Source organism: Bacteroidota bacterium (assembly GCA_016706865.1).
Classification (GTDB): domain Bacteria; phylum Bacteroidota; class Bacteroidia; order Chitinophagales; family BACL12; genus UBA7236.
The window spans coordinates 215,106-237,158 of record JADJIS010000003.1 but is presented as its reverse complement, the minus strand read 5'-3'; the positions used below and the strand labels follow the sequence as shown (position 1 = coordinate 237,158).

Below are 22,053 nucleotides of genomic sequence, written 5' to 3'. Positions count from 1 at the left end.
AATAAAGCCGGAGTATTATGCTCCGGCTTTTTTTTATTTAAAATATTATTTAATTATTTATCGAATAACTTAATCCGATTCCAAACACTTCTTTGAATTGTGTTTTAGGACCTGAACCAATAATAACATCATTTTCGTCGAATGTAGAAATTACGATATCGTGATCGTATAATACTTGAAGAAACAACGTAGCTGCAAAATATTTACTTACTTTCATGTTGAGATTATTCTGAAAATCAACATCTATATTTCCTCGATGCTCTGCTATAGGATCAGTAAAATTGTTAAATAAAACTAACTTAGAGGAATAACTAATTGTTGAACTCAATGGTGTATTTAAGGAAGCGATCATAGATGCACCGAATTCAGCTCGAAGCGACTCTCCTACCGCAACACCATATCTGTTTTTCTGATTTAGGGTATCAGCTACATAAGTGGAAATTTCCTCATCCAGTACAAAAGTAAATTTTCCGGTTGCCGGGGAGAGAAAGACTGAAAATTTATCACTTGGTTTCCAATCCAAACCTACAGCTGCAGTTAGATAACCGGGCGATAATAAATTGGAAATAGGCATTGCCGCTTCCGGATCCGTTATATAATCGTAACCCGCGGTAAACTGGGTTAAAAAATTGACCAGGGCACTGTAATAAAAATCATCCGCAAATGCATATCTGCCATATTTGCTGTTTAATTCCAGGCGGTCCTCATTTTTTCTGATGTCCTCATAATTATTTGCGGTAACTAATCCATAATTCATGTTTAGTGTATTGTCCCATGTTGTTTTTTCAAGTTTATAATTAGCATAAAAATTCGTGAGCAATGTTGCTGAAAGGTTGCTTTCACCGCCGGCTGCCCAATTTGTTAATGATGTTTGATTAAAATTTAATATGGCGCCCCCACCCTTTTTCCATGTTGTATCAACTTGTGTAAATACAGTGGAGTATACCCCAAATAGAATTGTTAGTGTAAATAGTTTTTTCATACAAAAATTTTAAATAGCAAATTTTTTTGGCTTTAATTAAGTGTGTGCCAAAAAGAGAAAAAAAACACCTTCGGCCGAAAGTGTTTTTTTTTATTTTTATTTTTTCAAAAGGTCTCTTATTTCTGTCAATAAAATTTCTTCTTTAGTTGGAGCCGGTGGAGCAGCAGGAACATCCGCTTCTTTTCGTTTTGTTGCATTTATTGCTTTTATCACCATAAACATTACAAAGGCAACAATTAGAAAATAAATTACGGCGGAGATGAATGTACCATATTGAATTACAATTGCAGGTGTGGTAATAACACCAGTTGCATCTGTTTTGCCTTCCCTCAACACAAAAGTCCAATCAGAAAAATCTTTACCTGCTATCAAACTTACCAAAGGCATCACAATGCCATTGATAAAGGTGGTAGTTACCGAAGTAAATGCAGCCCCCATAACGAATCCGACTGCTAAGTCGACAAGATTACCTTTCATAGCAAAGGCCTTGAATTCACTCATCATTCCCATAAAAATAAATTTAAAAGTTAAAGAATCGGGTTAAAATGCAATATTATAAATATTTGATGGATAAGCAAAACAAAAGTGTGATATAATATTTTTGCAAACTCCAAAACCCTTTTCAGGCCTTAACATTTACTGCATTTTTGTCGCGCAGCATCTCAACATGTTCAATACCATCCAACAAATACACTGATCCGCTGGTTTCAAAACCAAAATTTGCGTAGAATCTTTCTAAATAGTATTGTGCCTCTATTTTAACAGCAACAGGGCCATATTTATCATCAATAAAATTAATGGCTTTTTCCATAATTAATTTACCCCAGCCGTTATGACGGTTATCGGGATGCGTAGACACCCTTCCGATAGAAACTTCCTGAAATGCGGAACCTGGTTGCAAAATGCGACAATAAGCCATTACCTGACCGGCATCGTCAACGCCAAAGATATGGTCACATAACTGATCTTTCCCGTCTGCATCAAGGTACACACAGTTTTGTTCCACAGCAAAAACCTGCTGACGCAACTTAAGAATACCATACAATTCAAAAACATTCAGTTGATGAAAACTTTTGATCTTCCAAAATAAATTTTCCATGGTATTAGTTCTATCCTAAAGATTTAAACGCTTGAAAGTAAAAAAAGGTTGTAAACATACCCCCTGAATTTGTCAACATTACGTTTACAAACATGGGGATGCAATGTTCGGGAACTTGAAACTATCCTAAAAAAGAAATTATTCCGATAATGGTGGATTACCGGAATAATTGTTCACTTTATAGGAATAGGAGTTCTATCCCCTAAGAATATTCTTTTCATTATTAAAAAAGCGAACACTCACAATAAGAGCTATTGCTGCATACGCAATAAGTGCCAGGTAGGTAACTATTAATGGTCCGATGGATACATTTCCAGAAATTATTTCTTTGGAACCGAGTGAAACATTTAAAATAGGAATAAGTGCCGTTGAGTAATCAAGTTTAACACCGGGTAACATTCCGAATATACTTGGAAAAACAATAAATATCATTAGTGGAGTTATCATACTTTGTGCTTCTTTAAATGTTCTTGCATAAATAGATAACATTAATGTAACAGCTGCGAAAAATATATTCAAGGGAAGTAAAATTGCCAATAGAAGTAAAATAGATTTCGGTTCTATAATTCCACTAAGCAGTGAATATATTTGCATAGAATCTTCTCCACCGCCTGCATCAGCACTCATCATTTGTCCGGAAATAATTAATCCTACTATGCTTGCCATGGCTGAAATAAACCCACTTAATGCAACGGTCAATAATTTCCCCATATAAATTTCGAATCTGGTTGCGGAACTCACCAATAAAGTTTCCAGAGAACCTCGTTCCTTTTCTCCTGCTGCCAGATCTATAGCAGGATACATGCATCCTATCATACAAAATATGATAAAGAAATACGGCAGGATCCCTCCTACTATACTTCCTATCTGCTCTCTTGATGAAGCGAGATTTCTTGCAACACTTTTTGCCGGCTCCAATATTGTTTCAGATATATTTACCTCGGCCAATTTATTTTTGACCAAATTTTGTTGGTAAGCATCATTGATACTATTGATAAAACCTACTTCAAATTCATTATTAGTACTGGTATAAAAATAATGAAAATCTGTTGGCTCCAACTTTGCAAGTGCAGTGTCATAACCTGCCGGAAAATAATATGCCGCATCAATACTGTCACTTAAAATCATTTTTTTACCTTCCACTGTATCGGCAATGGAAATGATCTTTGCATTTGGCATGGCGGAAACAAATTGCTCAAAGTTTTTTTCATTGCCGTTGCTCACAATTCCCAAACGTAAAACCTGCTGACCTGCATCCTGCGATTGTTTGGTCATGTATTTTGAGATACCTACAAAAATTGCAGGATAAACAAAAAGAGGAATAACAAGCATGATCATTAGTGTTCTTTTGTCGCGCGTAATATCCTTAAGTTCTTTCCTGAATATGGTGAATATATTTTTCATATGTCTTTTTTAATTTAATAAATATTATGCAAGAGTTTTATCATGCTCGGTAGCAATACGAATAAATTCATCTTCCAATGTTTTTTCGTGCATGGAATTTTTAAAATCAGTAAACAGTCCATTGTAAATAAGGTTTCCTTTGTGCATAATTGCAAAATCATCGGCAAGCATATTTACTTCACTCATGATATGTGTGGAAAGTATAACGGTTTTACCTTGTTTTCGGCAGTCGCGTATCAATTCGATAATACTTTTTGCTGCAATCACATCCAAACCTGAAGTAGGTTCATCAAAAACAACAACCTGAGGATCGTGTATCATTGTTCTGGCAATGGAAACTTTTTGTTTCATACCGGTAGAAAATTTTCCAACTCTTCGGTGTGCAAAGTCATTAATCCCTAAAAGCTCAAATAATTCTTTTTTTCTTTTTTCAATCAGCAATTCATCCATTCCATTGAGCCTTCCAAAATAGGTAATGGTTTCATCGGGTGTGAGTCTGTCGTATAAACCAGTTGAACCAGTGAGAAAACCGAGCTTTTTGCGAACCTCCATTCCATGAGTTACCGTATCTAATCCACACACCTTTATTGATCCCACTGAAGGTTTCAATATGGTAGCGATCATACGCAAAACTGTTGTTTTTCCTGCACCATTTGGACCCAGTAAGGTAAAGACACGTCCAGGGTGACAAACGAAACTCACATTCTTAACAGCATCAATCGACGATCCCTTAAATTCAGTTCCCATTTCCTTTTTTTGTTGTTTGGAAAGAGAAAAGGTTTTAGAAAGGTTTTGTATTTCTATCATTTGTGAAAAATTAATTATTTATGGAATATGTTATTTTGTATAATGAAAATGATTTATTGCGTAAAAAAAAATCAAAAGAAAGTTTCGTGATAAAATAAATTATAATTGTTTCAACGTATATCCACGGTTTTTTAATAATTGAAGCACTCCTGTTTCACCTCCCAAATGTGCTGCTCCAACTGCAATAAAGGTTGATTTTGTCATTACCAATGATTCTATTACAGGTACCCATCTGGCGTTTCTTTCGTCTAAAAATATGTCATCATATTTAATTAATTCAGGAGAAACCTCCATTGATATTTGATTTAATTTATTTATATCTTCCTCTTTATATGCCTTGATCAGCGACGACCAGCTTGTTTGATAATATGATGCATTTTTGGCACTGTTTATCACCATATCCATTTGCTCCTCATATGGTATGGAATCAAAAATATTCAACTGATCCTGCAGCTTCTCTAATCCATAGATCGGAACATAGGTGCTCATACATTTATTAAAGAAGTAGATCTCAAAGGAAGCCGATTCTCCAGTTGCATAATCAGCAATTTGCAATTGTGTTAATACAAATGGCTTTTGATCTTTTAAAGTTTCAATATCTGTTTCTAATGACTCTAAAAAATATTTTTTTAATTTCTGATATTCTTCCTCTGTGCAAAGATCCTTAATTGTTGTACCGTCAGGAAGATATATCCATTCCTGAAAGGTTGTAAGTAAAGACGGATCATCCAATTTAATTTCAAATGCAACTTGTTCACTAAGCTCGAATACTGAGTCAATTTCCTTTCGAACTACAAAATCGTTTTGTGCTATCAAATGTATCGTCCCAAATATATAGGAAGGTTTTTCCAATCCATTACCTGATATCTCCCACAGTAAACTGTTTTGAGCGCCGGCATTTTTTATCGTTAAAATGCCAATTAAACTCAATAATATAGTTAAGGATCTCAACATCAAATCATTTTTTTAAAAGGTGAGTTTCCATAAATTTTTCCATTGCGGTATAAAATTCAAATCGGTTTTCTTCATTGGAAAATCCATGTCCCTCATTATCTTTCACCATATATTCCACATCGATATTTTTATCGCGCAGGGCATTTACTATCTGATCACTTTCCGATTTTTTTACACGAGGATCCATGGCGCCCTGTGCAACAAATAAGGGTGCTTTAATTTTGTCGATATGGAATAATGGTGTGGAGGAGGCCAATAATTCTTTATCATTTTCCGGATGACCTACCATTTCATACATCATTTCCAGATATGGTTTCCAATAAGGGGGAATTGTTTCCATAAAAGAAAATAAATTACTCACGCCAACATAATCAACGCCACATGCATAAAGTTCGGGGCTAAATGTTAAACCTGCCAAGGTTGCATATCCCCCATAACTGGCACCATAAATACCAACCCTATTTTTATCTACAATTCCCTCCGAAATTAAATACCGCACACCATCTGAAATATCATCCTGCATTTTTTTCCCCCACTGTTTAAATCCAGCTTCCATAAATTTTTTGCCATATCCGGTGGAGCCACGATAATTCATTTGTAAAACAGCGAATCCTCTGTTTGCCAGAAACTGAACTTCCGGATTAAAACGCCAAGTATCACGAACCCAGGGACCACCATGAGGATTTACAATTAAGGGTAAATTTTCCGGTTTTTTATTTTTAGGCAATGTTAAATACCCGTGAATTGTTAATCCATCAGAACTTTTATATTGAATGGGTTGCATTTCACAAAGTTCCTCCGGCTTTAACCAAGGACTAACGTTTGCGAGTGGTATTACTGCATCAATTTGCTCATCAAATAAATAATAATTTCCAAGGGAAATATCAGATATAGTTCTTACAATAAAATTATTTTCTTCTTTATTTTTTGCAACAATAAATATTTCGGCATCCTCCTTTATTAACTCCTGTAATCTTTTATACCTTTTTTCGGTCAAGGCATCGAAAAATTTAAATTCTTGTTTCCACGTTGTAAATACTCCTACGGTCAATACTTTTCTTTTTTTGGAAAATCCCATGGAATCTGCATCAACATCGGGATGTTCAAATAAAATTTCCGTTTCAGTTGCCGTTTTCGGATCGAACCTTACAATAGCGACCTTATCTCTGTTTACATTACTCAAAGCATAAAACTGATCGTTGTCGAAATCGAAAAACAGAGGAGAAACTCCTTCCTTAAAATTTGTAGTTAAAATAGTTTTAAATGGTAAAGTGTGATCATTGCGATATAAAAGACTTGTATTTACTCCATCGGTAGTTACTGCTAATTTAATATCACCATTGTGATCAGTTATCCATCCGGTAATATTTCCCGGATTTTCCTCTATCAAAATAATTTCTCCTGTATCCGTTTTTAATTTGTACACATCAAACAACTCAGAATTGCGTTTATTCATCATGATAAGCACTTCATTCTCGTTGTCTTCCAATTCATCTACCAGTTCTACTTTCACATTTTCAAATGGAGTGAGATCCTTTACTTCAGCATTAATAATATCTACCACATGAAAATGATCATTTTCATCTCCGTTATTATCCTTAAAAAAAGCCAATTGAAAATCATTCAGCCAAAAATAAGAACGCAAGTCTCTTTCAGTAATTGATGTTAATCGTTTGCTTTCTCCACCTGTTGTTTTCTGAATATAAATATTCAACCTGCCCTCAAAATCTGCCAACCAGGAAATATGATTTCCGTCAGGAGATATTTTATAAGCAGTTTTTTCCGGATTTTTAAAAAAGTGCTGTAATGGAATTTGCATTGTTAAAATTTGGTTCGCAAAGGTAAGGGTTCCTCTACATCATTTTTCTCAAAGAACTGATTTTTGTGTGATGTTAAATTCGTAATTTCTATTAAAACCCTGATTTTGAAGAGGAATCGTATGAAAATGCAGATAAGTGCTTTTAACAAAGAATTTGACAGCAGAACGATTCCATTCTTATAATTCAACCCGTATCTTTGCATTATGAGTCACTTAGTTGCCCCGAGTATTTTGAGTTGCGATTTTGCCTATATCGCCAGAGATGTGGAAATGATCAATTCGTCGAAAGCCGATTGGATACATGTTGATGTTATGGATGGCGTATTTGTTCCGAACATGAGTTTTGGAATACCGGTTGTTGCAGCTATGAAACGCCACAGTAATATCCCTTTGGATGTGCATCTCATGATGGTACACCCTGAACGTTATCTAAAACATTATCGCGATGCAGGTGCAGATTCCATTTCCATTCATATTGAAGCTTGCACCCATCTTCATGCCGCTGTTCACGAGATCAAAAAAATGGGTGCCAGGGCCGGTGTAGCAATAAATCCGGGCACTTCCATATATCAATTAGAGGAAATAATCGCCGATATTGATATTGTATGTCTGATGTGTGTTAATCCGGGCTGGGGAGGACAAGGTTTTATCGAAACTTCCATAGAAAAGATAAAGAAATTACGTGCTCTTATTGAAAAGACCGGTTCAAAGGCACTTATTGAGATAGATGGCGGAGTAAAACTTGATAATGCGCAACGAATTTTGGATGCAGGAGCTGATGTTCTTGTTTCCGGAAGCGGCGTTTTTGGAGAAAAAGATACTGTTTCTGCCATAAATACACTAAAATCGCTGGCTCGAAAATAAAATGAATAAATCTGCGTTTTCTGTGTTCATGCTGCGTTTCATTTTAACCACACTTTTTGCGCTACTGGCTATTCCCCTATTCTCCCAACAAACTGCAACGGTTTATGGAAAATTGACAGATGAGGACAAAAAACCAATTCCCAATGCCAATATAAGTTTATTAAATTCCAAAACAATTGTGCAAACTGATCTGGAAGGGAATTATGCTATCACCGTTCCCGCTAATGATACAGCAGTTTTGAAATTTACATGTATAGGTTTTACAACAGAACTGCGCAAAGTTTTACTGGAGCCTGACATGCGTTATGTTCTTGTTATTAAAATGAAAAGTATAATGCTTGATAAAGTTGATATCAATGCATTGGAAAACGGGAAAAGAATTCCGGTTAAAGAGCTAGAGTCAATACCATATACCATGGACCCACTTACTGCAATTTTACAGGCATTGGGTGCTGTCAGTAATAATGAGCTTACCTCACAATATTCGATAAGAGGTGGAAATTATGACGAAAATCTTGTGTATGTCAATGATTTTGAAGTATACAGACCATTATTGGTGCGCTCGGGGCAACAAGAAGGGTTACCTTTTCCGAATTACGATCTAATTGATAATATTATTTTTAGTGCAGGAGGATTTGAAGCTAAATACGGAGATAAACTTTCTAGTGTTTTAGATATTCAATATAAAAAACCTACAGAATTTGAAGCAGGAGTTACCGCAAGTTTATTAGGCGCATCTTTTTATGCAAATGATGTTATCGATTCCGGTAAAATGTATTACCTATTCGGTTCTCGTTATAAAACAAATAAATATTTATTAAATTCATTAAATACAGAAGGACAATACGAACCAGTATTTATTGATGCGCAAGCCTTAGTGGGAATAAATATCAATGATAAATCCTCCCTCGAATTCTTAGGAAATTTCGCTTATAACAGTTATAAATTTTTACCACAAAGTCGCTCCACTGCAACCGGAGTTGTGAATAATGTAATTCAGCTTGATGTATTTTTCGATGGTCAGGAAATAGATGAATTTGTTACTGGTTTTGGAGGCGTATCATATATTTATCATCCCGGAGAACACACCACGTTAAAATTACTTGGTTCAGGATATCATTCGCTGGAAAGTGAAACCTTTGATATTATCGGTCAATATTGGTTGGGATTGGTAGAAACTAATTTAGGAGATGAGGATTTTGGTGATGTAAAATACGGATTAGGTGTAGGAACATTCCAAAACTTCGCGCGTAATTATTTAACGGCAGATGTAATTAATTTAGGCCATGTAGGTACACATGAAACCAAAGCACATTATTATCAGTGGGGCGTTCGTGTGCAAACAGAAATTATCAGAGATGAATTAAAGGAATGGGAATTACTCGACAGCGCAGGTTATTCATTGCCTTATACAGGAGAGTCCGTAGAATTACAAGAAGTATTTAAATCGGATACCGAATTAAATTCGATGCGTTACAGCGGGTATTTGCAAGATACATGGGAACCCGACTTTAGAAATTTTGCATTAACAGGTGGAATAAGAGCTAGTTATTGGGACCTGAATGAAGAATTAACTATTTCACCACGTTTTCAATTTGTATGGCAACCGGAATGGCATAATAAAAAAGATTCGCTTCGCGATATAGAAATTAAAGCTGCTGCCGGGATGTATCATCAACCACCATTTTATCGCGAATTACGCGATCTGGAAGGAGTAATACATGAGGATGTACAAAGTCAAAAAAGCTTGCACTTTGTTTTAGGAGTTGATTATGAATTTAAAGCGTGGAACAGAGATTTTAAATTTATTTCAGAAGTATATTATAAATATTTATTTGATCTGATTCCTTATGATGTTGAAAATGTGCGCATCCGATATTATGGAGATAATTCCGCAAATGGATATGCTACAGGAATAGAATTCAGATTACACGGTGAAATTGTGGAGGATGCTGATAGCTGGATAAGCATGAGCATAATGCGCACAATGGAAAATATTCAAGGCGATTCAACTTTTGATTATCACTACAATGCAGAAGGACAAATTGATTCATTGATCGCAATTTCTCAGGGATATATTCCGCGACCAACCGACCAATTAATTAATTTCGGAATGTTCTTTCAGGATTATATGCCCGGTAACGAAAATTTTAAAGTGCATCTCAGTTTTTTATTCGGCACAGGTTTACCTTTTGGACCTCCGGATAACGAATATTACAGAAACAGTTTGCGAATTCCACCATATCGAAGAGTTGATATCGGATTTTCCGCTTTATTGTTAGATCAAAACAGAGACCTAACAGACAAAGGCAGATTAAACACCACATTCGAAAGTTTATGGGCAAGTATAGAAGTATTTAATCTACTCGGAATTCAAAATACAATTTCTTATATCTGGGTGAAGGATATTAATAATCTGCAATATGCATTCCCGAATTATTTAACGGATAGGAGATTGAATTTTAAACTGGTGGCGAAATTTTAATGGGAAGTAGTGAGTAGTGAGTGGTGAGTTTGATCCAATGAGTAATGAGTAATGAGTGTGATCCACTTAAGCCGGATGCTTTTTTACTCCTGACCATTGACTCCTGACTAATTTCGTGAATCGTGAATCGTGAGTCCGATCTCAGTAGCCCGAAGATTATTACTCCGACCATTGACTCCTGACCATTGACTCCTGACCAATGACTCTTGACTCTTAACTCTTCAACAACTATCTTTAATTTAAAATCCATTTTACATGCGACGACATTTACTTTATATTTTATTATTATGTATTATTCATACAGCCAATGCACAATTTATTGACTTAGATACCATTGTTGTTATTGATGATTATGAAAATGTTGGCAGCCAAAAATTATACAGCGATTCCTTGGTCTCCACTTTTGAAATTTGGGTGAAGAAAGAGGTGCCTTTGCATAAACACGAATTTCATACGGAACAAGTAATTGTTTTAGAAGGCGAAGGCAATATGCGTTTAGGTGATGAATGGAAAATAATTAAACCCGGTGATCTCATCATAATTCCGGTGGGAACTTTACATCAGGTAATAGTTACTTCATCCATCCCTTTAAAAGTTTTGAGTGTTCAGGCTCCGGAGTTTGACGGAAGTGACAGAGTAATAATGAAGGAATGAAAGAATGAAAGAATGAAGGAATGAAGCCCGACGACCTCACAGGTCTCGGAGACCTGTGCAGGTCTGAGGGATGGGGAAAAATGAAAGAATTAAAGAATTAAAGAATGAAGCCCATTACTACATCCTCAATTTATTAACAATATCATTACCGCTTTTGATCATATTTTTGAGATCGTCACAGCCATTTAATTTTTCTGCCTCAGCAAGTATTTCGGAATAATGTTTTGTTAATTCCTCTATTATGGGATTTTTTTCGTCGGATTTATTAGTGAGGTTTGAAATATCCTGAATTGTACCGGAAAGACACAGTCCGTTATTTTTTTTACTTTTTTGGATCTGACCTCTGTTCGCAATCTGTTTTATAACATTACCCGGAAGTATGATCTTATATTCCGTATGATATGGTTTCCCTTTTTCCATTGTGCGTTTAATGGCGTTGTGCACTTCAGTTACTTCTTCAGGTGCTATGTATTTGAGATAATCGTTTAACGTTGGTTCGAAAGTATTTTCTTTAAATCCTAATATACGAAATACTTCATTGCTCCAATACATCTGATTATTCACCACATCCAATTCCCAGTTACCCATGCGTGCCATTGTTTGTGCTTCAATTAACCGCTGCTCATTTAATTTGATAGCCTTTGCATAATTCTCTAATTTAATTTGCAGCTGATGACGTTCTATAGCATAAGAAACTGTGCGCGACAATAAATTATTATCAAACTGTCCTTTGACAATAAAATCCTGAGCTCCGGCTTTAACTGAATTAATTGCAACAGTATCATCCTCTAAACCCGTCATTACAATAACGGTCTGAGTCGGAAATTCGTTGAGTAAGGTTTTAACGGTATCGAATCCGGAGCTATCGGGCAGCGTAAGATCTAATAAAACAATATCGAAATCACTTTCCTCCAACATGAGCATACCTTTTTTTAATTCCACAACCTTTGAAATGTTGGGTGTAAGCATGGTTGATTCATTTAAATAGATCTCAACAAGTCTTGCGTCTGCAGGATTGTCCTCTATTAATAATACGTTGATGTTCTTTTTTAAATCCATTATTCCAGATTATCAGTATTTTTTGATGGGTAATTTAACTACAGTAAACCAAAAAGTTTCGATCTGACGAATTATAAAAATAAATTGGTCGAGATCCACCGGTTTGGTTATAAAGCAATTTGCATGCAACTTATAACTTCTAATGATGTCCTGATCGGCATCAGAGGTTGTAAGTATGATTACAGGAATTAACTTTAAATATTCATCTGCCTTAATTTCAGCCAACACTTCACGACCATCCTTTCGGGGCAGGTTGAGGTCCAAAAGTATAATATCCGGAGTGGGGTTATTCATGAATTTACCCTTTTTTTTCAGGTAATCCAAGGCTTCCACACCATCTTTCACCACATTAAGTACATTTTTGATCGACCCCTCTTTGAGAGCTTCCTGCGTTAATCTGATATCGCCGGGGTTATCTTCTACAAGAAGAATCTGCATTACTTCATCCTTTTGGGATTTCATCTTTGTACTTAATTGGTCTGTATATGTGTTTACAATAGACTTCCCCCAATTCCCCCGTTACGAAAGTATGCATTAATTTTTACATGTTGGAAAATAGTCGTGATTTATTCCATTTAAAGGTCAGAACGACCCATAAAAACATATTGAATTATGTTAGCACCCATCTGTAATGCCTTTTGTCTTGTTTCCTCAGGATCCTTGTGTACATCAGCATCCTCCCAACCATCGCCAAGGTCACATTCAAAAGTATACAAACATAAAAGCCTGCCCTCCCAGAACAAACCAAAGGCTTGAGGAGACTTATTGTCGTGCTCGTGAATTTTAGGCAAACCATTCTTAAAATCATATTTCTGATGAAAAATGGGATGACTAAACGGAAGCTCTATCAGGTCCAGTTCAGGGAAAACTTTTTTAAGGGCCGGACGCACATAAGGATCCATACCATAATTATCATCAATGTGCAAAAAGCCCCCGGCAAGTAAATAGGTCCTCATATTCTGCGCTTCCTCGTTGGAAAAAACCACATTTCCGTGGCCGGTCATATGCAAAAAGGGGTAATTAAATAATTGAGGACTCCCCGCTTCAATGGTTGGCGGATCGGGATTAATATTAATGTCGAGGTTCTTATTGCAAAATTCCACAAGATTAGGGAGCGATGTTGGATTTGCATACCAATCTCCTCCCCCGTTATATTTTAAAAGTGCAATGGAATAAGCAGGTGCCGGTGGTGAAAAGCTGCTTATCAAGCAAGTGAGTGAAAGTATAAAGAAAGTACCTGCTATTTTCATGAGCTAAGTTGATTAATGGTATTTATGATCCCACAGCACAAAATTCCTGCCGTTTCTGTTCGCATGATCTGATCTCCAAGTCCCGCGGGTATAAATTTATTTTCCATTGCAAATTTAACCTCTTCCTCCGTAAAGTCACCTTCCGGTCCAATACAGATAATTACATTATGGGGAGCCTGGTATAACCTCGCTAACAGATCTTTGGTATCTCCACTGCAATAACAGATATACTTTTCGGAATGATCATCCTTGATCGAAGTGATAAATTTATTAAATCCGGTCATTTCATTTAATACCGGTAAAAACGGATTGCCTGATTGTTTTATTGCGGATATCAGGGTATGTTCTTCCTTTTCGCGGTTGAATTTTCTTCTTTCAGAATTTTGAGATTCCAAAGGTGTAATGATATCTGCTCCAAGTTCCGTTAATTTCTCCAGCAAAAAATCAACACGATCTCCCGTTTTTGGGGGAGCGATTGCAATATGTATTTTAAATCTTTTGGGAGGATGTTTTTTATGGGATAGAATTCTAACAATACCATACTTTTTGGTGATCTCAATTAATTCCGTTTCGTAAATATTACCTTTCCCATCTGTCAAATGCATTTTATCACCAATTACAGATCGCAATACATTAATTATGTGATGCGATTCCTTTTCAGAAAGCCGGTAGTTATCAGTTCCAGTTATGTCAGGTGCATAAAATAAATGCATAATATATTATTCCGATTTACTTTTATTAAAAACGTAACCCACTGTTAATTCATGACTTCCTCCGCTAGTGGAACCAAAAGAACTATTGTCAAGATCGTAACAATATCCAACCTGCAACTCGTCTAAAAATTTATAAGATACTCCAACTATATATGTTGTATTTGTGCGATAGCCCAAGTCTAATTGAAATTGATCGTTGTATAATAAGTGTGCCTGCATATCCATCTGACTCGGCATAGTTTCCAGATATTTATATAAAACTGAAGGTGTTATTTTCCATAAAGAATTAATATCGATAGTATAAGCACCAATGAGATTAAATTGAATTAAAGTTTCAGAAGAAGGATCATTACTTGTTTCAGAAATTGCATTTTTTAAAATACCCGGAGTGGAAAGTCCAAAATATCCATTCTCATTTTCCCAAGCCACACCAAATCCCAAATTAAACAAAAATAAATTAATGTCGGCAGCCAAAGCAGGATCACCGGGATCTTTTGGTAATGCTGAAGTAAGATCCTGAGTATAGTTTTGAAAATTAATATTTGTTCCCGCAGCAATTCTACCGAACGTTGTTTGAAACCTGTATGCATAATAAACAGATGCTTCTGTGGAATTCGAAAGTCCAATATAATCATTCATCAAACTGATACCGATTGAGGAAGATGATAAGCCAATAGGACTTTGTGCCAGTATTAAGGCCGTATTTGGTCCCAATCCCAAGCCAGACCACATAGACCGATATTGTGATCTTATACTTAATTTATAATCACTTCCTGTAAAAGCAGGATTGCTGTAAACAGGATTAAAGTAGTATTGTGAAAAAATTGATTGCTGCGCATGAGTAAATGAAAACACTATAAAAAATAAGAGTGTAAAACAGAAATTTTTTAATTTCATCTCGTGACGGTTAAGGACCCTGTAATATTTTTTTCTTCACCGACCTTATTTAATTTAATAATGTAGACATAAGTGCCATCCGGAAGATCGCCTTTGGTTTTATCCCATGTTCCATTCCAATTATTATCATAACCATAAGCCTGATAAATTATTTGTCCCCATCTGTTATAAACCTGTACTTCATTGTCGGGAAAATATTCAATACATTCTATTACCCAAAAATCGTTAAATCCGTCGTTATTTGGAGTGATAACATTCGGAATGACAAGGGAATCACAAACTCCCGTTTGAGCTTTTGAATCAGAAATAATCACCAATAAAAAACTTAAAACTAAAAAAATTGTGCGCATGGTATTTCTAAAATTTTCTTTTAGTTATTAATGATCGCCACCGGTCGAAATCCAATATATGGTGAAGGTTCCGACATACCTGCATATTCATCTTTGGAATCTAATTTTACGTAATTCAACGAGCTATTCCAGCTTCCACCTTTGTGACTTCCTTTTTCCTTCAACATTTCCGCAACATTTCCACAAGTGTTGTAAAGTCCGAAATTATTTTTTTCAAACGAATATACCGGTGCTGTAACATAACTGCATTCTTCCTCCTTTTTTGCATTGCATTTGTAAAAACCTTTCTTATTTACATTCGCAGTTCCTTCCCAACTATAAATATTTTCTGCATTTCCACCTTTCGCAGCAGTTTTCCATTGAATTGAATCCGGTAGAGAAACAGTTATATCATATCCTTCACTTTTATAAATTTCGGTCAGCCATTTACAATATAATACTGCACCTTCATAAGAAATATTTACAACGGGATATTGATCATAAGATTCGTGTTGAAAATAGAAATTGGTATAAGGTGCAAAATCATTAAATGCGATCTCCCATCCGCTGCTGTCTACCCTTGCAATTTCATAATCATCGGTACGACCTTTTGATTTAAGGTCATTCAAAAAATATTTATAGGTATCGTTGGAAATCTCCGTTTCAAAAATGAAAAAACCTTCCTCCTTATTTTCATTTGATAATGAAATAAATCTGAAGCCTTGTTTTTTTAAATATTTTTCTGGACCTGTTTTAAACAAAAAAGAACAAAATATTATTCCTGCCGCTAAAGTAAATATTATTAAACCGACTCTTTGCATAAAAATACTTTTTACGAAATTAAGAAAAATCGGAAACAAACAGGAAACATTATTAGAACAGGATAATTTTATCACCGATTCCATAGAGTTAGCCCTGAAGCATGGCTCATGCATCATCCGCCACAGGGAGAAACTCCCTTGTGTATATCTTATACTTTAGCAGTCACCTTTGGTGCAGCCGCAAGTATTTCCGCGTTTGCCTTATCCGCATACTTTTCGAAATTGTGCACAAATTGAACAGCAAGGTTTGCAGCTTTAGTATCATATAGTGTTTTATCAGACCAGGTATTTCTTGGATCTAAAATTTCAGATGGTACATTTGGACAAGATTGTGGAATCATTAAGCCGAATACCTCGTGCGCCAAATATTGGACATTGTCCAATTCTCCTTTTAAAGCAGCGGTAATCATTGCTCTGGTATAGGATAATTTCATACGTTTACCGGTACCATATGATCCGCCGGACCATCCGGTATTTATTAACCAAACATTTACTTTGTGTTTACGCATTTTTTCACCCAGCATCTCCGCATATTTAGTGGGATGCAAAGGCATAAACGGTGCTCCAAAACAAGTGGAGAATGTAAGCTGAGGTTCGGTGATACCTGCTTCCGTGCCCGCAACTTTAGCAGTATATCCGCTCAAAAACTGATACATTGCCTGTCCGGGTGTTAGTTTACTTATCGGAGGCAAAACACCAAAAGCATCACAGGTTAGAAAGAAAATATTTTTCGGAAGTCCGCCCATGCTTGGTTGCATGATATTATCGATATATTCTATTGGATAACTTACCCGTGTATTTTCCGTTTTAGTAATATTTGCAAAATCCACTTTTCTGGTTCCGGGATAAAACTCAATATTTTCCAGGATGGAACCGAATTTTATCGCACTGTATATCTGAGGCTCATTTTCTGCGGAAAGATTCACACATTTGGCATAACAACCGCCTTCAAAATTAAAAACACTATCTTCTGTCCAGCCGTGTTCGTCATCACCAATCAATCTCCTATCCGGATCAGCACTCAAAGTTGTTTTACCGGTTCCTGATAAACCGAAGAAAATAGCCACATCATCATCCTTGCCAACATTAGCGGAACAATGCATACTTAAAACGCCTTTTTCCTGTGGTAACCAATAGTTTAAAACCGTGAAAATTCCCTTTTTCATTTCACCGGTATAACCTGTTCCACCAATTAAAATTATACGTTTGGTAAAATCGATCATGGCGAAATTCTTTTCCCGCGTTCCATCAACTGTTGGATCTGCTTGAAATTCGGGTGCATTAATGATAAGCCAATCGGGTTCTTGTGTTTTTATTTCTTCTAAGGAAGGACGTAAAAACATATTGTCGCAAAAAAGGTTCCCCCAGGGAAATTCGTTGATGGTGCGGATATTGATCCGGTATTTGGGATCAGCACAAGCATAATTATCGCGCACCCAAATATCCTTAGAACTCAGGTAATTCAATACTTTTTGATACAATTTGTCAAAAACTTCCCCTTCTACAGGAAAGTTTACATTGTTCCAGTCTACTGTGTTGGCAGTTTTTTCATCGCGAACAGTAAATTTATCTTTTGGCGCTCTTCCCCTGAATTTTCCGGTATCCACAACCAGGGCTCCACTGTCTGCGAGCACTCCAAAACCGCGTGAGATGGTATGTTCCACCAGTTCGGCAGGTGATAAATTCCAAAAGGCGTTAGCTGTATGGTTCAGACCGATCTTGCTTAAAGAAGCAGAAGGATTTTTTATTCCTGATTCGTTCATTTTGATGCCGGATTGTTTCGGCTGCAAAGATAATCCAGCCATTTTTTATTAGGGATTACTTTAGTCATCAATTTTTATAAAAAATCTTCATTTAAGAAAATTTTCAGGTTTCTACTGTCCCTTAAATGGCTCAAACCATTGCTACTAGCTGTTTTGAATGAAAATTTAATAATTAGAAGAAACTGAGTTCTTGTTGAAAAATATTTCGAACAGGCTCTTATTCAAAAAAAGGTGCAATAAAAAAAACCGCAATAATGGGGATTGTTGCGGTTCGGTGATCTACAAAATGTTTTACATGGGGATAGCAGTTCTTAATTTTTATTAGTTATTTATTTTACGATCTCAATGGGGTTTGTATACATTTTATCATTATTGTTAAGCAAAACAAAATATTTTCCGGAAGCAAATGATGATATATCAATAGAATTCGTTTGTTGTGCAGTTTGCGCAAAAACGATCTGCCCCGTCATATTTATAACAGAAATAATTGCACCAACAGATAGCGGACCAGTTTCAACAGTGAATATACCGTTATTGATCGTTGGATAAATTACAGGGAAGATTTCTGTAGACTCTTCAATGGCAACTGTATTGTCATTATCGGTAATATTTACAATTATATCAGCAATAGTAATGTCTTGGTAAAGAATATCATACGACTCGCTTGTAAATGTAATGGTACCAATATGATCTCCTTCCACTAAAATATCATCCACAACCGATATATTTATTTGTTGAGGAATTAAAGCTGTATCATTAGGTTCAAAAGTAAAATAAATCATATTTCCGGCGCCGCCTCCAAGATCGAGTTGCGCATCCGGAGTAGCATACACAATTACTTCTTCATCAGGAATTGAAAATAAACTTAATTCACCTGGAATATCCATAGATCCTTCCACAAAATAATCAGTGTTGGGAAAAGCAACATTCACACCTGCGATTTCAGTATTATCAATAATATTTAAAAACAGATCATCAATAGTCCAAACTTCATAAAATGGATCAGTGGTTTCAATTGTAAAGGTGATAACTCCAGAATGAAGTCCTTCATAAACAGCATCTTCCACAGCAGTTCCACTAAAGTTTTGATAAACAGGTAAAGTACCATCTGCAATAAAAGTCATTGATACCGGAACACCTGCTCCTGCACCTAAATCAAATTGCATATTGGGAATTGCATGAATAATAACGTTAGCTTCCGGTGCGGAGCTTAAATTAAATCCAATGGTAAAAGGTTCTATTTCTTCTGTAATTGTGCCTGCAGGAAAAGCCGTTGATACGGAAACATAATCGTTGTCATTTATTATTACCGGAAGTGGATCCGCAATTAATTCCTCTAAAAGTATGTCCGCAGAACTCAGATCAAAATTTATCTCTTCATAATAAGTGAGTTCATGAATAAAATCATTTTCTACGGAAAGTGTAAAAATAAATTCATTTAATCCGTCGATACCGGAAGTTATAGGGAGGGTTGTAATTTCACCTGTTCCCTCGCCCGCATTAATATGTTCATCAGGAATTATATTTAATATTGATTCTGCTGTAGGGATAATATTTAAATGCCCAGTAATCGTAGCAGCTGTTACACCTTCTGTTAAAGTAATATCGGCAACGTCCATAAATAAACCGGCATCATTATCTGTAACCATATAGTTGTAAATTTCATTTATTGCACCGTCATAAATTCCCCAACTTAAAGGATCATTTAGAATTTGAACGTTATTGTAAACAATATCTTCAACAATTAAATCATCAGGAACCAACCAACTAATAGTTTGAGGGATCAAAGCCGTTTCATCGGGAGAAAATATCAATTGCACCGGCATACCTTCCCCTGCTCCGGCATCAATACTACCGGAAGGATAAATATCTATCCTCAATTCCACTTGTGGTATTTCTGTAAATGTTATAGTTACTCCATCGGAGGTTCCGTTTTCTTCTAAATACGTTGCATCAGGTTCTGAAATAGTATAAACAGGCGCTGAAAATATTGCATTATAATTAATATAAAATTCAAAATCAGTTGCTCCAATAAAATCTACAATTGTATTATTATCGAAATAACCAAATTGTCCAAATTCTGAATAAATATTCACATATTCTTCCATGAAAGTTCCAGGACCTGTTGACAATTTAATATCTGTTGAACCTGCATATTGTGAGTTTATGAGATCAGGAATATTATCACTATTAATATCTCTGGTTTCCATATACGAAGGACCTGAGATCAGGTTATCACTAAATTGACCGATAGCAGTGTAATTAAAACTCCCAAGGTTATTTGTTGCAAGGGTAACATTTTCGGTTGTTGTGCAAACGTACATAAAATCAATATCAGCATCCCCATCAAAATCGTCAGTATATAATGCTGCAACTGAAGAACAAGGTGTTGTATAATATAGATCAGGAGCTGAAAATGTTCCACCGGAAATATTTGTAATTAATTGTATCTGCGTTGAATATAATCTGGCCCCAATAAAATCATCATCACCATCATTGTCAATATCTATCATATCAAATGATTTCCAAGTGCTGGTAAGGGTAATTTGTTCTTCATAAACAAATAAATTACTGGTATCTGCAGAATTTAAATACAAATGCAAATAATTTGGTGATGAAAATTGCATAACTACAAGATCATCATCACCATCTTCATCGGCATCGGTAAGCCAAATATCGTTGAATGCCATATCATCAAATTCATGAATACTAAAATTTCCGTCGCCATCATTTATACAATAATAAGCAATTTGTTCTGCACCTCCTGAACTTCTGAAAGAAGTAATAAGATCCATATCACCATCCAAGTCAAAATCAAATTCTTTCATCAATGTAGGATAAGGACTGGATTCAAAATTTGGTAAATAATGAACACTATAAAATGAATCCGTTGCAATATCATATTTAAACCAACCCAATCTACCATTATGCGATGCTACCATAAGATCGTTATCTCCATCATTATCAATATCAAAAATGCGACTGATGTCCATTCTCATACAGGTATTTTCCGGGCTTGTTGGAAATGATGCAAATCCTGCAGGTAATTGATTTAAGTAAACATCAACTCCAATTCCATTAGCGGTCCAAACATCACATTTATTATCGTTATCTAAATCAATTAATGAAATATATGGAGATAAGGAGGGTAAACCAGTAATCAGGTATTCAACATCATCCATCAACATAGGTTCTCCCATGGTGCGCTCCACCCATAAAATATACTTATCGCCGCCAACTTGTTCGAATATTACCCAGTCCTCATCTCCATCATTATCCATATCCTTAAACTGTAGATTGGTAACATATGCATTATCCCAATATGCTACCGGATTAAAAGTATTCGTTATCGGGTTAAAAGTTGCAACATCTATTTCATAATAATATGTGATCATAATATCTGAATAACCATCACCATTTACATCTGTAGTATAAACATTATCTTCATATTCATCCGTAGAAATCATAAATTCCGTAAATGTGCCATCACTATTATTTTCAAAATATTTTACACAACAATCATAAAAATATCCTGTCCAATCCATATCACCATCCTGATCAAAATCGCACACCGAGCTTGAAGCTAAAGATGGCAGTGCATCAGGTATTGTATGAATTTCAGAAAAATCCATATCAATATTTTCTCTCCACTTTAAAAGTGATCCGTCGTTTTCATAAACAAGATCGTTATCGCTATCACCATCAACATCAAATAAACCGATAAAATCGTAATAAGCACCGGGTAATTCATTATTTATCCATTCTGCATCTACAACTCCCGGATTTTTAAGCCAACCGAAATTATACGCACCATAACCTGTTATGTAAAATAGATCAACTAATCCATCGAGATCAACATCAATTACACGACAATCACTAACATTAAGTAATCCATCTTCTGCAATAACATGCGAATTTCCCCAGGTAGTATCTCCGGTTCCTTCAAACCAGTTTATATACCCTTCTGTTACAATAAAATCATCAATTCCATTATTGTCAAGGTCGGCAGAAATTAAATTATTGAATTCGCCATTATGTGTTTGTAATAAAACTTTTTTTTCCGGTGTTTGTGCCAATAAAATTGAATTTACCAGAAAAGAGACTGCAAGTAAAAAATGTTGTTTCATATTTCGGAGATTTAGAATTATACTAA

General features: G+C 35.6%; 19 protein-coding genes. 3 read left to right on the top strand and 16 right to left on the bottom strand.

All coding sequences use genetic code 11. The features are described 5' to 3' along the window. Positions 1 to 49: 49 nt before the first annotated feature. The 7 genes from IPI31_10595 to IPI31_10565 form a co-directional block, all read right to left on the bottom strand. Positions 50 to 982, bottom strand: coding sequence for a DUF3078 domain-containing protein (locus IPI31_10595; GenBank protein MBK7568257.1), 933 nt, complete (start codon positions 980 to 982; stop codon positions 50 to 52). Between the two features lie 96 nt (positions 983 to 1,078). Beyond that, entirely contained in the window at positions 1,079 to 1,492 is a 414-nt protein-coding gene (mscL, locus tag IPI31_10590; protein MBK7568256.1) for a large-conductance mechanosensitive channel protein MscL, read from the bottom strand. 112 nt (positions 1,493 to 1,604) lie between these two features. Further along, positions 1,605 to 2,081: a GNAT family N-acetyltransferase gene (locus IPI31_10585; GenBank protein ID MBK7568255.1), complete on the bottom strand. Its 477-nt coding sequence runs from the start codon at positions 2,079 to 2,081 to the stop codon at positions 1,605 to 1,607. Between the two features lie 195 nt (positions 2,082 to 2,276). Beyond that, positions 2,277 to 3,485, bottom strand: coding sequence for an ABC transporter permease (locus IPI31_10580; protein ID MBK7568254.1), 1,209 nt, complete (start codon positions 3,483 to 3,485; stop codon positions 2,277 to 2,279). A 24-nt stretch (positions 3,486 to 3,509) separates the two neighbouring features. Then, positions 3,510 to 4,292, bottom strand: coding sequence for an ATP-binding cassette domain-containing protein (locus IPI31_10575; GenBank protein MBK7568253.1), 783 nt, complete (start codon positions 4,290 to 4,292; stop codon positions 3,510 to 3,512). A 99-nt stretch (positions 4,293 to 4,391) separates the two neighbouring features. Then, positions 4,392 to 5,246: a TraB/GumN family protein gene (locus IPI31_10570; GenBank protein MBK7568252.1), complete on the bottom strand. Its 855-nt coding sequence runs from the start codon at positions 5,244 to 5,246 to the stop codon at positions 4,392 to 4,394. Between the two features lie 4 nt (positions 5,247 to 5,250). Next, entirely contained in the window at positions 5,251 to 7,065 is a 1,815-nt protein-coding gene (locus IPI31_10565) for a S9 family peptidase (GenBank protein ID MBK7568251.1), read from the bottom strand. A 204-nt stretch (positions 7,066 to 7,269) separates the two neighbouring features. Here IPI31_10565 and IPI31_10560 point away from each other — a divergent pair, with 204 nt between their 5' ends. From IPI31_10560 to IPI31_10550, 3 genes are all read left to right on the top strand, one after another. After that, positions 7,270 to 7,929: a ribulose-phosphate 3-epimerase gene (locus tag IPI31_10560; protein ID MBK7568250.1), complete on the top strand. Its 660-nt coding sequence runs from the start codon at positions 7,270 to 7,272 to the stop codon at positions 7,927 to 7,929. 1 nt (position 7,930) lies between these two features. Further along, entirely contained in the window at positions 7,931 to 10,414 is a 2,484-nt protein-coding gene (locus IPI31_10555) for a TonB-dependent receptor (protein ID MBK7568249.1), read from the top strand. A 255-nt stretch (positions 10,415 to 10,669) separates the two neighbouring features. Then, positions 10,670 to 11,068: a cupin domain-containing protein gene (locus tag IPI31_10550; protein ID MBK7568248.1), complete on the top strand. Its 399-nt coding sequence runs from the start codon at positions 10,670 to 10,672 to the stop codon at positions 11,066 to 11,068. A 117-nt stretch (positions 11,069 to 11,185) separates the two neighbouring features. Here the strand turns inward: IPI31_10550 and IPI31_10545 are convergent, their stop codons facing one another. The 9 genes from IPI31_10545 to IPI31_10505 all read right to left on the bottom strand — a co-directional run bounded on the left by IPI31_10545 (position 11,186) and on the right by IPI31_10505 (position 22,027). Next, entirely contained in the window at positions 11,186 to 12,127 is a 942-nt protein-coding gene (locus IPI31_10545) for a response regulator (protein MBK7568247.1), read from the bottom strand. Between the two features lie 12 nt (positions 12,128 to 12,139). Continuing rightward, positions 12,140 to 12,589: a response regulator gene (locus IPI31_10540; protein ID MBK7568246.1), complete on the bottom strand. Its 450-nt coding sequence runs from the start codon at positions 12,587 to 12,589 to the stop codon at positions 12,140 to 12,142. Between the two features lie 113 nt (positions 12,590 to 12,702). Next, complete coding sequence (locus IPI31_10535; GenBank protein ID MBK7568245.1) at positions 12,703 to 13,377, bottom strand: DUF4159 domain-containing protein; 675 nt, start codon at positions 13,375 to 13,377, stop codon at positions 12,703 to 12,705. After that, positions 13,374 to 14,090, bottom strand: coding sequence for a 16S rRNA (uracil(1498)-N(3))-methyltransferase (locus IPI31_10530; protein ID MBK7568244.1), 717 nt, complete (start codon positions 14,088 to 14,090; stop codon positions 13,374 to 13,376). The genes IPI31_10535 and IPI31_10530 overlap by 4 nt, the downstream gene beginning before the upstream one ends. Before the next feature lie 6 nt (positions 14,091 to 14,096). Further along, a complete protein-coding gene (locus IPI31_10525; GenBank protein ID MBK7568243.1) occupies positions 14,097 to 14,987 on the bottom strand; it encodes a PorP/SprF family type IX secretion system membrane protein in 891 nt (296 codons plus the stop codon). Further along, on the bottom strand, positions 14,984 to 15,337 hold the full coding sequence (locus tag IPI31_10520; GenBank protein MBK7568242.1) for a gliding motility-associated C-terminal domain-containing protein: 354 nt from the start codon (positions 15,335 to 15,337) through the stop codon (positions 14,984 to 14,986). Before IPI31_10520 ends, IPI31_10525 begins: the two co-directional genes overlap by 4 nt. 20 nt (positions 15,338 to 15,357) lie before the next feature. Continuing rightward, entirely contained in the window at positions 15,358 to 16,137 is a 780-nt protein-coding gene (locus IPI31_10515) for an SUMF1/EgtB/PvdO family nonheme iron enzyme (GenBank protein MBK7568241.1), read from the bottom strand. Between the two features lie 149 nt (positions 16,138 to 16,286). Beyond that, positions 16,287 to 17,900 carry a phosphoenolpyruvate carboxykinase (ATP) gene (gene pckA / locus IPI31_10510; GenBank protein ID MBK7568240.1) on the bottom strand — a complete coding sequence of 538 codons (1,614 nt, stop codon included), beginning with the start codon at positions 17,898 to 17,900 and terminating at the stop codon, positions 16,287 to 16,289. 329 nt (positions 17,901 to 18,229) lie between these two features. Beyond that, positions 18,230 to 22,027, bottom strand: a complete 3,798-nt coding sequence (locus IPI31_10505; protein ID MBK7568239.1) for a T9SS type A sorting domain-containing protein — start codon at positions 22,025 to 22,027, stop codon at positions 18,230 to 18,232. Positions 22,028 to 22,053: the final 26 nt, after the last annotated feature.